14 protein-coding genes are annotated in these 13,511 nt (G+C 68.5%); 11 read left to right on the top strand and 3 right to left on the bottom strand.

Going from position 1 to position 13,511, the window contains the following annotated elements; translation table 11 throughout:
• Positions 1 to 81 precede the first annotated feature (81 nt).
• Both Q0C57_RS15495 and Q0C57_RS15490 read left to right on the top strand, forming a co-directional pair.
• Positions 82 to 474 (top strand): hypothetical protein, encoded by a 393-nt coding sequence (locus Q0C57_RS15495; RefSeq protein WP_296577362.1) that lies wholly within the window; start codon positions 82 to 84, stop codon positions 472 to 474.
• A gap of 85 nt (positions 475 to 559) precedes the next feature.
• Positions 560 to 970, top strand: a complete 411-nt coding sequence (locus Q0C57_RS15490; RefSeq protein WP_296577360.1) for a GFA family protein — start codon at positions 560 to 562, stop codon at positions 968 to 970.
• Positions 971 to 1,128: 158 nt separating this feature from the next.
• On the opposite strand, the gene Q0C57_RS15485 is transcribed toward Q0C57_RS15490, so the two are convergent.
• A complete protein-coding gene (locus tag Q0C57_RS15485) occupies positions 1,129 to 2,805 on the bottom strand; it encodes an electron transfer flavoprotein-ubiquinone oxidoreductase (RefSeq protein WP_296577358.1) in 1,677 nt (558 codons plus the stop codon).
• 252 nt (positions 2,806 to 3,057) lie between these two features.
• Between Q0C57_RS15485 and Q0C57_RS15480 the strand changes: the two genes are divergently transcribed.
• Together Q0C57_RS15480 and Q0C57_RS15475 are read left to right on the top strand one after the other, a co-directional pair.
• Positions 3,058 to 3,684: a transglutaminase-like cysteine peptidase gene (locus tag Q0C57_RS15480; RefSeq protein ID WP_296577356.1), complete on the top strand. Its 627-nt coding sequence runs from the start codon at positions 3,058 to 3,060 to the stop codon at positions 3,682 to 3,684.
• Positions 3,685 to 3,783: 99 nt separating this feature from the next.
• Positions 3,784 to 4,608, top strand: a complete 825-nt coding sequence (locus tag Q0C57_RS15475) for a uracil-DNA glycosylase (protein ID WP_296577354.1) — start codon at positions 3,784 to 3,786, stop codon at positions 4,606 to 4,608.
• Between the two features lie 114 nt (positions 4,609 to 4,722).
• Here the strand turns inward: Q0C57_RS15475 and Q0C57_RS15470 are convergent, their stop codons facing one another.
• Positions 4,723 to 5,346 (bottom strand): ribonuclease HII, encoded by a 624-nt coding sequence (locus Q0C57_RS15470; RefSeq protein ID WP_296577352.1) that lies wholly within the window; start codon positions 5,344 to 5,346, stop codon positions 4,723 to 4,725.
• A 278-nt stretch (positions 5,347 to 5,624) separates the two neighbouring features.
• On the opposite strand from Q0C57_RS15470, the gene ruvA reads away from it, so the two are divergent.
• From ruvA to tolB, 7 genes are all read left to right on the top strand, one after another.
• Positions 5,625 to 6,242: a Holliday junction branch migration protein RuvA gene (ruvA, locus tag Q0C57_RS15465; RefSeq protein WP_296577351.1), complete on the top strand. Its 618-nt coding sequence runs from the start codon at positions 5,625 to 5,627 to the stop codon at positions 6,240 to 6,242.
• On the top strand, positions 6,239 to 7,282 hold the full coding sequence (gene ruvB / locus Q0C57_RS15460; RefSeq protein ID WP_296577349.1) for a Holliday junction branch migration DNA helicase RuvB: 1,044 nt from the start codon (positions 6,239 to 6,241) through the stop codon (positions 7,280 to 7,282). Before ruvA ends, ruvB begins: the two co-directional genes overlap by 4 nt.
• Before the next feature lie 64 nt (positions 7,283 to 7,346).
• On the top strand, positions 7,347 to 7,805 hold the full coding sequence (gene ybgC, locus Q0C57_RS15455; RefSeq protein ID WP_296577347.1) for a tol-pal system-associated acyl-CoA thioesterase: 459 nt from the start codon (positions 7,347 to 7,349) through the stop codon (positions 7,803 to 7,805).
• A 478-nt stretch (positions 7,806 to 8,283) separates the two neighbouring features.
• Positions 8,284 to 9,009, top strand: a complete 726-nt coding sequence (gene tolQ / locus Q0C57_RS15450; RefSeq protein ID WP_296577345.1) for a protein TolQ — start codon at positions 8,284 to 8,286, stop codon at positions 9,007 to 9,009.
• A 12-nt stretch (positions 9,010 to 9,021) separates the two neighbouring features.
• Positions 9,022 to 9,471 (top strand): protein TolR, encoded by a 450-nt coding sequence (gene tolR / locus Q0C57_RS15445; protein WP_296577343.1) that lies wholly within the window; start codon positions 9,022 to 9,024, stop codon positions 9,469 to 9,471.
• Positions 9,472 to 9,491: 20 nt separating this feature from the next.
• Positions 9,492 to 10,658 carry a cell envelope integrity protein TolA gene (tolA, locus tag Q0C57_RS15440; protein WP_296577341.1) on the top strand — a complete coding sequence of 389 codons (1,167 nt, stop codon included), beginning with the start codon at positions 9,492 to 9,494 and terminating at the stop codon, positions 10,656 to 10,658.
• 82 nt (positions 10,659 to 10,740) lie between these two features.
• Positions 10,741 to 12,060, top strand: coding sequence for a Tol-Pal system beta propeller repeat protein TolB (gene tolB, locus Q0C57_RS15435; protein WP_296577339.1), 1,320 nt, complete (start codon positions 10,741 to 10,743; stop codon positions 12,058 to 12,060).
• Positions 12,061 to 12,072: 12 nt separating this feature from the next.
• On the opposite strand, the gene Q0C57_RS15430 is transcribed toward tolB, so the two are convergent.
• Complete coding sequence (locus tag Q0C57_RS15430) at positions 12,073 to 13,497, bottom strand: hypothetical protein (protein ID WP_296577338.1); 1,425 nt, start codon at positions 13,495 to 13,497, stop codon at positions 12,073 to 12,075.
• Between the last annotated feature and the right edge of the window lie 14 nt (positions 13,498 to 13,511).

The raw sequence follows: 13,511 nt of genomic DNA, 5'->3' as shown, positions 1-13,511 counted from the left end.
AGGCCGTCGCGGCGGGCGCGCTTCGGCGCTAGGATGGCGCCACGGATTCGCCGCAAGATGCGGCACACTGGACCCATGACCATGCGCGCTCTCCCCCTCGCCCTGACCGCCCTTCTGGCGATGCCGACCTTCGCGGCGGCCCAGGCGCCCGCTCAAGGCCAGCGCCTGCGCGGCGCCGACTTCGCCGGTTTCTGGGCGTCGCAGCCGGGCGGCCGTGCCGGCGTCGAGATCCGGGTCAGCGGCGCGACCATTGTCGCGCGCGAACTGTTCAACACCCAGGCTGCCGGGCGCTGCGGCACCGAGGGGCGCGGACGGTTGACCGGTTTTACGTCGCGGCTGAATTTCCGTGGCCGCTGCGCCGATGGCAGCCGGACCTCCGAGACCTGGTGCTCGGTGACGCTGGAGACCCGCGACCGCATCTCATCCCGCTGCGGCAACGGCCACCGGATGACGCTCCATCGGGTGAGGGGATAGCCTCCGCCGATCGGCCGGCCTCGCCAGAGGCGCGCGGCCGCTCTAGCCTCCGATGGCGCCGGGGCGCGACGCGGGGGAGAGGGTCATGCTGACGGGCGGATGCTATTGCGGCGCGCTGCGCTATGAGGCCGAGGGCGCACCGCTGTTCCGCGGCGAATGCCATTGCCGCGAATGCCAGACAATCTCCGGCGGGGCCGAGAACTATTTCATGGCGGTGCCGGTGGACGGCTATCGCTATGTGAAGGGGGAGCCGGCCCGCTTTGCCCGGCCGGACCTCGATAACCCCGTGACGCGCGAGTTCTGCGCCACCTGCGGGACGCATCTCGCCACGCGGTCGCCGCGCCGGAAGAACGCGGTGATCCTCAAGGTCGGCGGGCTGGACGATCCGTCCGTCTATGGCGGGCCGGAGGTGGTATTCTACACGTCCGAGGCGCCGCCCTTCCACCAGTTCCCCGAGGGGGTGCCGGCCTTCGAGAAGTTCCCGCCGCCGCGGTGAGGGGAGGCTCTGCGGCCGCACCCCGTCATGCCCGGGCTTGTCCCGGGCATCCACGAATTCTCACAGGGCGGTTTTCAAGTCGTGGATGGCCGGGACAAGCCCGGCCATGACGAGAGAGGGCGGAAAGCACCCGCGGTGGGTGCGCGAAGGAGGCGTCCTCACATTCCCGGATAGTTCGGACCGCCGCCGCCCTCGGGCGTCACCCAGTTGATGTTCTGGGCGGGGTCCTTGATGTCGCAGGTTTTGCAGTGGACGCAGTTCTGCGCGTTGATGACGAATTTCGGATCGGCCTTGGCCTCGGGGTCGGCATAGACCACTTCGTAGACGCCGGCCGGGCAGTAGAGCCGCGCCGGCTCGCCATATTTCGGCAGGTTCTGGGCGATCGGGATCGAGGCGTCCTTCAACGTCAGGTGGACCGGCTGGTCCTCCTCGTGATTGGTGTTCGAGATGAAGACGCTCGACAGCTTGTCGAAGGAGATGACGCCGTCGGGCTTGGGGTAGACGATGGGCTTGACCTGATCGATGGGCTTCAGCGTCTCGAAATCCGCCTTGCCGTGCTTCAGCGTGCCGAAGGGCGAGGTGCCGAAGATCGCGTTGATCCACATGTCGATGCCGCCGAGGACGACGCCGCCGATGGTGCCGAATTTCGACCAGAGCGGCTTGACGTTGCGGACGGTCCAGAGGTCCTTGCCGATGGCGCTGGAGCGCCAGCTTTCCTCGTAGGAGGCGAGTTCGTCATGGGCCCGGCCGGCCTTCAGTGCCTCGGTCAGGTGCTCGGCCGCCAGCATGCCGGAATGGATGGCGTTATGGGAGCCCTTGATGCGCGGCACGTTGACAAGGCCTGCCGCGCAGCCAATCAGCGCGCCGCCGGGGAAGGACAGTTTCGGCACCGACTGCCAGCCGCCCTCGGTGATGGCGCGGGCGCCGTAGGACAGGCGCTTGCCGCCTTCGAGGACCGGGCGGACCATCGGGTGCTGCTTGAAGCGCTGGAACTCGTCGAAGGGCGAGAGCGTCGGGTTCTCGTAGTTCAGGTGCACCACGAAGCCGACGTAAACCTGGTTGTCCTCGGCGTGATAGAGGAAGGAGCCGCCGCCGGTCTTCATGTCGAGCGGCCAGCCGAAAGAGTGCTGGACCATGCCGGGCTGGTGGTTCTCCGGCTTGACCTGCCAGATCTCCTTCAGGCCGATGCCGTATTTGCCGGGCTCGCGGCCTTCGTCGAGCTTGAAGCGCTTGATCAACTGCTTGGTCAGGTGGCCGCGGGCGCCCTCGGCAAAAAGCGTGTATTTGCCGCGCAGCTCCATGCCGCGGGTGAAACGGTCAGTGATCTCGCCATTGCGGGCGATCCCCATATCGCCGGTCGCGACGCCGGTCACCGCGCCCGTGTCGTCGAAGAGCACTTCGGCGGCGGCGAAGCCGGGATAGATCTCGACGCCCAGGGCCTCGGCCCGTGCCGCCAGCCACTTCGTCACATTGCCCAGCGAGCCGATGAAATTGCCGTGGTTGTTCATGAGCTTCGGCATGCCGAAATTCGGCAGGCGAAGGGCCCCGGCAGGGCCGAGGAAGTAGAACCGGTCGTCGGTGACCGGCTGCTTCAGCGGACGGTCGGGATCCTCGCGCCAGTCGGGCAGCAGGGCGTCGAGGCCGGCCGGGTCGATGACAGCGCCGGACAGGATATGGGCGCCGACCTCGGATCCCTTTTCCACGACGACGACGGCGCAGTTCTCGTCCAGTTGTTTGAGGCGAATGGCTGCCGAGAGGCCGGCCGGGCCGGCACCCACGATGACGACGTCATAGTCCATGCCCTCGCGCTCGGGCAGGTCCATCGCTTCGGCCATTGTGATCCCTCGTCATTCGGGGTCCGGGACGCCCCATGCAACTTTGGTCGATTTCTAAAGCACGGCTCACCGGCGATGACAACGCGTCGACCGGCCGAGGCGTGGCCGCCAGCGCCCCGCCGCCTTGGCCGTTAACCATTTGGTAACGTCCGTTAACGATGTCTTAACATCTCGCTTGAGCCGCAATCATTAACAGGAGATTAATGGCCCCGGGTCGCAGGGCAGTCATCGTTGGTTCAGGGGTTTCCACCCATGTTTCGCTTTGCGTCCTGGTTTTTGTTCGCAGCTCTCGGCATCGTCGGCCTGTCCGAAGGTGCCCTCGCCCAGCAGGGCGCCCGTCGCCTGGCATCGTTGCCGGCGGGGGCCGCCACGTCGGCGCCGATCGGATGGGTCCAGTTCTGCGGGGAAAACCCGTTGGAATGCGCCATGCGCTCACCGGCCGCCCGCACGGTCAATCTTACCTCCGCCGCCTTCGCGCAGCTCGCCCGGGTCAATCTCCAGGTCAACCGGGAGATCGAGCAGGTGACCGACATGGATCACTTCGGCGTCGAGGAATACTGGACCTATCCGGTCGCTGGCAAAGGCGACTGCGAGGATCTGGTTCTGGAGAAGAAGCGCCGCCTGACGGCCCTCGGGGTGCCGCGCGAGGCCATGCTGATCACCGTGGTGCGCGATCTCAACGGCGACGGCCACGCCATCCTCACCATCGTCACCGACCGCGGCGACTATGTGCTCGACAACTTCACCAACGAGGTGAAGCTGTGGCACGAGACCGGCTACCGCTTCATCAAGCGCCAGTCGCAGACCGATCCGAACCAGTGGGTTTCGCTGAATGGCGGCGCGGCCGGCCCGCAGCTGGTGGCCAATCCGCGCCGCTGAGCCTCTCCATCTCTTGGCGTCTCCCCGGCGGTCGCAGCGGGTGGAGACCGAAGGCCGGAGCGGGTCGCAGCGCTCCGGCCTTTCGCTTATGATGGGTCCATGACCCTGTCGCTGACCCCCGATGCCCTCGAGGCGCTGATCGTCTTCTACCGCGATGCGGGCGTCGACGTGGCCGTCGGCGAGGAGGCAGCCGACCGTTTCGCCGAGGCTGATGCCGAACTTGCGCGCCGCCGCGAAGCGCTTGCGGCGCGGCAGGAGGTGGTCCGGACGCCCGCCGTCGCGCGGCCGCAGACGGTCAGCGCCGCCGGGGCGCCACCCGCCCCGGATTCGGCCGTCGCCGCCGCCCGCGAGGCGGCCCGCTCGGCGGCAGGTCTCGATGAGCTGCGCGCCATCGTCGAGAGATTCGAGGGCTGCGCGCTGAAGGCGACGGCTTCGCGCACGGTCTTCGAGGACGGGGCGCGCGATGCCCGCGTCATGTTCGTCGGCGAGGCGCCGGGCCGCGAGGAGGACATGGAGGGCCGGCCCTTCGTCGGCAAGTCCGGCCAGTTGCTCGACCGCATGCTGGCCTCGGTCGGCCTCGACCGCCGGACCAATGCCTATATCGCCAACATCATCCCCTGGCGTCCTCCCGGCAACCGCACGCCGACGCCGCAGGAGATCGCCATCTGCGAGCCCTTCGTCCGCCGCCAGATCGAACTCAAGGCACCGGAGCTGCTGGTTTGCGTCGGCGCTCCCTCGACCGAGACGCTGCTCGGCCTCAAGGGCATCATGAAGGTGCGCGGCCGCCTGATGGGCTTCGAGGCCGGCGGCCGGACCATCCAGGCGATCGCCACGCTGCATCCGGCCTATCTGCTGCGCAGCCCCATCGCCAAGCGCCAAGCCTGGCGCGACATGCTGACCATCCGCCAGGCGCTTTGGCTTTGAACCGCCCGCCGGCATTGCGAGGACAGGGGGCCGCGCCTCGCACCGGCGCCGGACAAAGTCCAGCCCCCTGCCGCCGCCTCTGCACCATCCCCTGGCGGGGAACGGCACGCCCGGTCATTCCGCCGGCCTCTTGAGCGAACCGAAGGTCATGCGGTGATGAAGGCTGGGGCCATGGCGGGTGATCGCCTGGCGATGCGCTTTCGTGCCATAGCCCTTGTGGACCGCGAAGCCATAGGCCGGGTGGACGAGACCGACCTGGCGCATCAGCCGGTCGCGATGGACCTTGGCGAGAATGGAGGCCGCGGCGATCGACAGCACCAGCGCGTCACCGTCGACGATCGCCTCCCCCGAGACCCCGAGCGGCAGGGGTGGCACGTCGCGGCCGTCGACGAGGACGTGGCGCGCGGGAAGGGCGAGGGCGGCGACCGCCCGCGCCATGGCGTGCAGGGTCGCCTTGCGGATGTCGGTCGCATCGATACGTCCAGGTCCCGACGAGGCGATGGCGCAGGCGAGGGCGGAGGCGGTGATCGCCTCGTAGAGCGCTTCGCGGCGGTCTTCGTCGAGCACCTTGGAATCGGCGAGGCCGGTCGGGATGGAGTCCGGATCGAGGATCACTGCGGCAGCAACAACGGGGCCGGCTAGAGGACCGCGACCGGCCTCATCCACACCGGCGACAGGGGCAAATCCCTGCGCCAGCGCATGCGCCTCGAGGCGGAAGGAGGGAATCGGTCCGGCCATGAACCTGTCTTGCCAAATTGGCCGGCGGCGGCAAGCCACGGTGGCGGTCGGGGATGGTTCCGTGGCTTTTGTTCAGATTCAAGTCGATGGAAATATACGATTGATACCAAAGTGATAAGCGTGAGTTCTGAGGTTTGGATTCCGTCTGCGACAATCCGATTCAAGTCCTTCACGTGCCGATTCAGCACAACGGGAAGGCCGGCATCCCGGCGCTGCCGCGGGGGGAACGCGTCACGGCCGAATCCGCTATAAGCACCTTCTCAACCGGCGGACCTCACATGATCGGCAAGCTCAAGGGCACCATCGACAGCTACGGACCCGATTGGGTGATCGTCGACGTCCACGGCGTCGGCTATGTGGTTCATTGCTCGGCGCGCACCCTGCAGTCGCTGCCAGCGGCCGGCGAGGCTGCGGTGTTGTCCATCGAAACCATGGTGCGGGAGGACATGATCCGCCTCTACGGTTTCGCCAACGATCTCGAGCGCGAGTGGTTCCGCCTGCTGCTGGCCGTACAGGGGGTGGGCGCCAAGGTGGCGCTCTCGGTGCTCTCCACGCTCAAGGCCTCGGACCTCGCAACCGCCATCGCGCTGCGCGACAAGGCTGCGATCGGCCGGGCCAACGGCGTCGGCCCGAAGGTCGCCGAGCGCATCATCACCGAGCTCAAGGACAAGGCGCCGGGCTTCACCGACATCGACCCGACGCTGGCCAGGCTCGCCGGCGACGTTGACGAAAAGCGCGTCGCCGGCCCGGTCGCCGACGCCATCTCGGCGCTGACCAATCTCGGCTATGGTCCGCCGCAGGCTGCTGCCGCCATTGCCGCCGCGGCGAAGAAGGCGGGGGATGAGGCCAATACCCAGACGCTCATCCGCCTGGGCCTGAAGGAACTGAGTTCGTGAGCGATCCCGACCGCATCCTCTCGGCCGAGCGCCGCGACGACGATGCCGACACGCATCTGCGGCCGCAGCGGCTCGCCGAGTTCATCGGCCAGGCCCAGGCGCGCTCCAATCTCGAGGTCTTCATCTCGGCGGCCCGCTCGCGCGGCGAGGCGCTGGACCATGTCCTCTTCGTCGGTCCGCCGGGCCTCGGCAAGACGACGCTGGCGCAGATCCTGTCGAAGGAGCTCGGGGTGGGCTTTCGCGCCACCTCCGGCCCGGTCATCGCCAAGGCCGGCGACCTTGCGGCACAGCTGACCAATCTCGAAGAGCGCGACGTGCTGTTCATCGACGAGATCCACCGGCTCAATCCGGCGGTGGAGGAAATCCTCTATCCCGCCATGGAGGATTTCCAGCTCGACCTGATCATCGGCGAGGGACCGGCGGCGCGCTCGGTGAAGATCGACCTCGCCAAGTTCACCCTCGTCGGTGCAACCACACGCGCCGGCCTTCTCACCACGCCGCTGCGCGACCGCTTCGGCATCCCGATCCGCCTCGCCTTCTATACGGTGGAGGAGTTGGAACTGATCGTCACCCGCGGTGCCCGTGTGCTCGGTGTCGGCATGACCGCGGACGGGGCGAACGAGATCGCGCGGCGCGCGCGCGGGACGCCGCGCATCGCCGGCCGCCTGCTCCGGCGCGTGCGCGACTTCGCCATCTACCGGGATTCCGACACGATCACGCGGACCATCGCCGACGAGGCGCTGACCCGGCTCGAGGTGGACGATGCCGGGCTCGACGCCATGGACCGGCGCTATCTGAAGGCCATCGCGCTGAATTACGGTGGTGGGCCCGTCGGCATCGAGACCATGGCGGCGGCGCTCTCCGAGCCGCGCGACGCCATCGAGGAGATCATCGAGCCGTTTCTGATCCAGCAGGGCTTCCTGCAGCGCACGCCGCGCGGGCGCCTGCTCACCTCCGGCGCCTTCCGCCATCTCGGCCTCGCAGAGCCGGCCCGCGAAGGGGCACAATTCACGCTGTTCAAGGGGGACGAGGAGGTCTGACGTCTCGCTTCCGCCCTAACGGGCTCCCAGAGGGAGCCATGATCTGCGCAGAAAGGCATCCGGCATGACCGATGGCCACCATCTGGCCGGCCGCATCGACGGCGAGACCCATCACCTCGCTGTCCGCGTCTATTACGAGGACACCGATTTCTCCGGGGTCGTCTATCATGCGAGCTACCTGCGCTTCATGGAGCGCGGCCGCACCGATTTCCTGCGATTGCTCGGGGTGGCCCAGGGTGACCTGTTCGACCAGGCCAAGGAGGACGCCGGCGCCGGCTTCTTCTTCGTCGTCCGCTCGATGGGCATCGAGTTCCTGCGGCCGGCGCGGATCGACGACGTGCTGACCGTCGAGACCCGCACCGAGGTGGTGAAGGGGGCGACGCTCAATCTCGCGCAGCGGGTCCTGCGCGGAACCGAAGTGCTGGTGGAGGCGCAGGTGCGCGTCGCCTTTCTCGCCGGCGGCAGGCCGGTGCGCATTCCCGACGGGCTCCGCCGGGCGATGACGCCGAAGGCGAATGCCTGATGCGGCGCCGGCGGATCGAGAGCGGGTTCGCCCGTCGCCCCGGTGCGACTTTTGACCTCGCTGCCCCCGTCAAGGACTCCATCCTCGCCCGATCTTGCCGGAACCTCCGTGCCGATCACGTTCACGCCAGCGCGCTTGTTCCTGCCGATCGCGCGGGCTAAGCCCTCGCAGGCCGGTTCGACCGGCAGGTCAAGACCCACCCGCCGGCAGTCCGGCCTTGCCCTGATGCTGTGACGCTTCGTTTATGATGCAGTGCCGAAGATAACCTGACCTTAACCTTATCAATGGCTTGGTAGGCGACCACGCGGAAGCACGTTCCGCGCCACGGTCAAGACACATTCAGGGGCCATTTCGCCCCTCTACGGGTCGATTACGCGTCGATTGTTCGCAGTTGCCGCCGTCCATCCGGGTTTTCGACCAAGGCCGAAACGTTCGCGCGACCTCTAAGCCGCTCCGTCGCGAAAAAGGATCTGTGCCCATGACTCCCGCCGATGCCGCTGCGGTCGTCTCCCACGACGTTTCTCTCTGGGGCCTGTTCTGGGCCGCCCACTGGGTGGTCAAGGCCGTGATGCTCGGGCTCGTGGCCGCCTCCATCTGGGTGTGGGCGATCATCGTCGAGAAGATCATCATGTATCGCCGGACCAAGACGCAGATGGATCGTTTCGAGCAGGTCTTCTGGTCCGGCCAGAGCCTTGAGGAGCTGTATCGGTCCCTGTCGCAGCGCCCGACCACCGCGATGGCGGCGCTGTTCGTCGCAGCCATGCGCGAATGGAAGCGGAGCCACGAGACGGCGTCGCGGTCATTTGCCGGCCTGCAGCAGCGTCTCGACCGGGTGATGAACGTCACGATTCAGCGCGAGGTCGAGCGCCTCGAAGCGCGCCTCATGGTACTGGCCACCGTCGCCTCGGCCGGCCCGTTCATCGGCCTGTTCGGCACCGTCTGGGGCATCATGACGTCGTTCCAGGCCATCGCCGTGTCAAAGAACACCTCGCTTGCCGTCGTCGCCCCGGGCATTGCCGAAGCATTGTTCGCGACCGCCATCGGCCTCGTCGCCGCCATTCCCGCAACCATCGCCTATAACAAGCTCGCAGGCGAGGTGAACAAGATCGCCAGCCGCCTCGAGGGCTTCGCCGACGAGTTCTCCGCCATCCTGTCGCGTCAGATCGACCAGCAGGGCGGCGGCTACGACCAGCGCGCCGCGTAAGGAGCCAGCCATATGGGAGCCCAACTCGGAGGCGGCGGTGATGGACGTGGCGGCGGTCGTCGCCGGCGTCGCTCCCACGTCATGAACGAGATCAACATCACGCCCTTCGTGGACGTGATGCTGGTCCTCCTGGTGATCTTCATGATCGCAGCGCCGCTGATGACCGTATCGGTGCCGATCGACCTGCCACAGGCTTCGGCCCGCGCCATCCAGCAGGACAAGCCGCCAATTACCGTTTCGGTGCGCCAGAACGGCGAGATCTTCGTCGGCGACGACAAGGTCGATGCGGCCGGGCTGGTCGAGCGGGTCCGGACCCGCGCCCAGAACGGCGCCGAGGAGCGGATCTTCGTGCGCGGCGACGCGGCGGCCAACTACCAGGCCATCATGGACGTTCTGTCGCAGCTCAAGGGCGGCGGCTTCACCAGGGTGGCGCTGGTCGCCACCGAGCGCGCGTCGCGCTGAGGGCAGGGCAGGGACAGGCTGTGGCGCTCCACCCGCAGAAGGTCGGATACGGGATCTCGGTCGCGGGGCATGTGCTCCTCGTGGTCGCGGGTTTCGTCGGCTTCCTGACGTCGCCCACCAAGGTCGACGAGGGCGAGAGCGTGCCCGTCGAGATCGTCTCCGACGAGCCGGCCCAGTCGACGCGCGGCGACCGCCGCGGCGAGCAGACGCCGGTGCCGCAGCGCATCGTCGACCGCCAAGCCGCCGAGGAACGCCAGACACAGGATCCGGCGACGTTGCCGGTGGCGCGCGAGCGGGTGCAGAACACCGAATTGCCGCCGCCGCCGCCGCCCCGCCCGCCGATACCCGAGCCGAAGCCGGAAGAGGCTGCCGCGCCGCCCCCACCGCGCGCTGCCCAACTCGCGGCCGTCCAGCCCGCCATGCCCGTGCCGCCGCAGCCGATGCCGCGACCGACGCCGCCCGCTCCCGCCGCGGCGGAACAGCAGGAGGATGCCGCCGCCAGGGAGGCCGAACTCCAGGCCCAGCGCAAGCGCGAGGAGGACCAGCGCCGGCAGGAGCAGCAGCGCCAGGAGCAGGCGCGCCGCCAGCAGGAACAGCGGGAGCGTGAGCAGCGTGAGGCCCGCGAGCGGCAGGAACGCGAGCGCGTCGCCCGCGAAGCCCGCGAACGCCAGCAGCGGGAAGCCCGTGAGCGGGCCGAGCGCCAGCGCCAGGAACAGGCCAATGCGCGCCAGTTCGACGCCAATTCCATCGCCGCCCGGCTGGCCACCAGCCAGTCCCAGGAGAACGATCGCCGGCAGGCCTCCCGTACCGAGGCGACCGGCGCCACGGCGCCCGCCCGCACCGCCTCGCTCGGCACCGCGACGGGCGCCGCCTCGCGCATCACCGGCCGCGAGATCGATGCGATCCGCGCCTGGGCCGAGCGTTGCTGGGAAATTCCGATCGCGGCGCGCGAGGGCAACAGCCCCGCCGTGCGCCTGCGCGTCTCCTTCAATCCCGACGGGACCGTGACCGCGCGCCCCGAGGTGCAGAATCCGCGCGGCGATTCGAATTTCCAGGTGCTGGCCAATTCCGCCGTGCGCGCCGTCATGCGCTGCTCGGCGGAAGGTGGCGTGCGCCTGCCGCGCGAGCGCTACGACACGTGGCGCGAAGTCGTCCTCAATTTCGATCCCAAGGAAATGATGCGCTGACGGACGAGGCGCGCCGGGTTGTCGTCATGCTCTCGACCAACCGCCCTGCTAGCGCCATCTGAAGGCCCCAAGAGATCCGATCATGACCCTGCTTCTGAACCGCCGCACCATCCTTTCCGCCGGCACGGCGATCGCCGGGACGAGCCTGTTCTCGCCGTGGTCGCTGGCGCAGGGCGCGCCGCCGGTCATCGATATCCGGCGTGGCCAGGTGCAGCCCTTTCCCATTGTCGTTCCCAATCTCGGCGGCGACGGCGACATGGGCCGCAACATCTCCGGTGTGATCGAGAACAACCTGCGCCGGTCGGGCTTCTTCCGCATCATCGACAGGCAGGCCTACGGTAACGCCACACTCGATCCCGACCAGCCGCCCAACTTCGCGCAGTTCCGCCAGCTCGGAGCGGCGGCGGTCGTCACCGGCCGTGCCGGCCGCGGCGCCGACGGGCGCTCGCGCGTCGAGTTCCGCCTGTGGGACGTCGCTCAGGGCGGTCAGCTCCACGGCCAGCAATTCGCCACCCAGGAGGCCAACTGGCGGCGTATTGCCCATCTCGTTTCCGACCAGATCTTCGAACGCGTCACTGGCGAGAAGGGCCATTTCGACACCCGCATCGTCTTCGTCGACGAGACCGGTCCGAAGGACAGGCGGCAGAAGCGCCTCGCCATCATGGACCAGGACGGCGCCAATGTGCGCTATCTGACCCGTGGCGGTGACCTCGTTCTGACGCCGCGCTTTTCGCCGTCGAGCCAGGACATCACCTACATGGCCTATACCGGCGGCGAGCCGCGGGTCTATCTCCTCAATATCGAGACGGGCCAGCGCGAGCAGGTTGGCAATTTTCCCGGCATGACCTTCTCGCCGCGCTTTTCGCCGGACGGACAGCGCATCGCCCTGTCGCTGCAGCAGGGCTCGGGTTCCTCTCTCTACTCACTCGACCTGCGCTCGCGCGCGGCCGTGCGCCTGACCGACGGCGCGGCCATCGACACCTCTCCCTCCTATTCCCCGGACGGCCGGCAGATCGTCTTCGAAAGCGACCGTGGCGGCGGCCAGCAGCTCTATGTGATGGGCGCCGGCGGCGGCGCGGCCAACCGCATCTCCTTCGGCCAGGGCCGCTATTCCACTCCGGTCTGGTCGCCGCGCGGCGATTTCATCGCCTTCACCCGGCAGGGGGGTGGCCAGTTCGCCATCGGCGTCATCAAGCCGGACGGCACGGGCGAGCGCATCATCACCTCGGGCTTCCACAACGAGGGCCCGACCTTCTCGCCGAACGGCCTGTTCGTGATGTTCTTCCGTGAACAGGGGGCCGGCCCGCGGCTGTTCCAGGCCGACATCTTCGCGCGGTCCGAGGTCGTCGTGCCGACGCCGAGCTTCGCCTCGGATCCGGCCTGGAGCCCGACGCTGCGCTGAGCCCGCTGAACCTCAGCGCGGCCGCGGCGGGAAGCGATAGAGCGGCTGGCCGAGCGGCGCCTGCGGCCACAGGACGCCGCCACACATCTGGTCGAGCGCCACGAGCAGGGTGTGAGCCCGCTGGCGCGCCTCGTCGCCCGGCCCCATGCCCCTCAGGATATTGATCGCCGCGGCGTTGCGTCCGATCACGTGCAGCAGCTCCGCCTCGACACCGCGATAGCTCTCGGATGCCGGTTCCCCTTTACGGATCGCCTCTGCAACGTTGCGCCAGCCCGACCAGTCGAATCCTGCCGAGAGCAACGGCGGGCGGGACGGGTCCGGCTCGTCGCCCCGCGCGAAGCCGGCGAGGGTGTGCCGCACAAGGGCACGCTCGAGCGTCGCCAGCGCGGTTTCGGCGCCGACGGCCTCGGCCGGCCCGGCGAAGGACGCCAGGAGCACGCGGGCGCGATCGAGGCCAAGGATGCGGACCGTGCCGGCCAGGATGACGGCGCGGATCCGGTCCATGTCGGCGGCGGGGTCGATCCGCCGCTCGCGGATGCCCGCGACCAGCGGAGCGGCCACTTCGGCGGCGAGGCGAGGCTCGCCGGTCTGGTTGATCGCCGTGGCCAGGATCATGGCGCCGGGGGCGAGGCCGATCAGTTCGAGAACCTTGGCGAAATCTCCGGCTGTCTGCGGGCGCCCCCTGTCGATGAAATCAACGGCGGTCTGCAGATCCGCCGGAAGCGCATCGCGTTGGGGCCGCGGCATGCCGGGCAAGAGGCTGCCGCGCCAGACCGGAGCGAAAAGGTCAGCGAGAGCCCGCAGATCGGCGGGAGAATGCGGGGACCGGCGCAGCGTCGCGAGCCAGGCGTCCATGTCGCCCCTAATCGCCGTCAGGTCGAGCGCGAGGTGCCACAGGCCGTGGGCTTCAGCGCGGGCGGCGATGCGGATCTTGGCGGTGTCGTCGAGGTCTGACAGGGCGCTGGCGAGGGCGACCTGCAACTGCGGCATCGCCTGCGGCTGGGCCGAAGGCTCCGCGGCACGGCGCAAGATGTCGGCGAAGAGCCAGTCCTCGTCGCCGTCGACGACAAAGGCGCGCAACACCGACAGATGGGGCAGCGTCCGAAGGGCGGGCTGGGCGGAGGCTGCATAGGCGGCCCTGCGCTCCGCAGGCGGCAGCAGAGACAGGCGTAGTTCCGCGATGCGCTGTGGCGGTTTCGGCCGGGCCCCGAGGGCGTCGACCAGGCCGAGAGCAGCGCCCGGCGTGAGTTCGCCGTAACGGATCAGGAGATAGGCGGCGTCGTCGCTGAAACGGTCACGCCAGAAGCGACGCTCGCTCTTCGGATCGACGAGCAAGGCGTCGGCGGCGGCGACGATGTCGGGCGTGAAGCGGCAGGTGCGCGGATCAGCGGCGACCGCCGTCCCAGCCATGGCCAGGAACCCGACCAGAACGGACATGCGGGATAAGCGCC

The sequence above is a fragment of the Phreatobacter sp. genome (assembly GCF_022843985.1).
GTDB lineage: Bacteria > Pseudomonadota > Alphaproteobacteria > Rhizobiales > Phreatobacteraceae > Phreatobacter.
The sequence above is the reverse complement of the archived record's forward strand: the minus strand, read 5'-3'. Positions and strand labels throughout refer to the sequence as shown.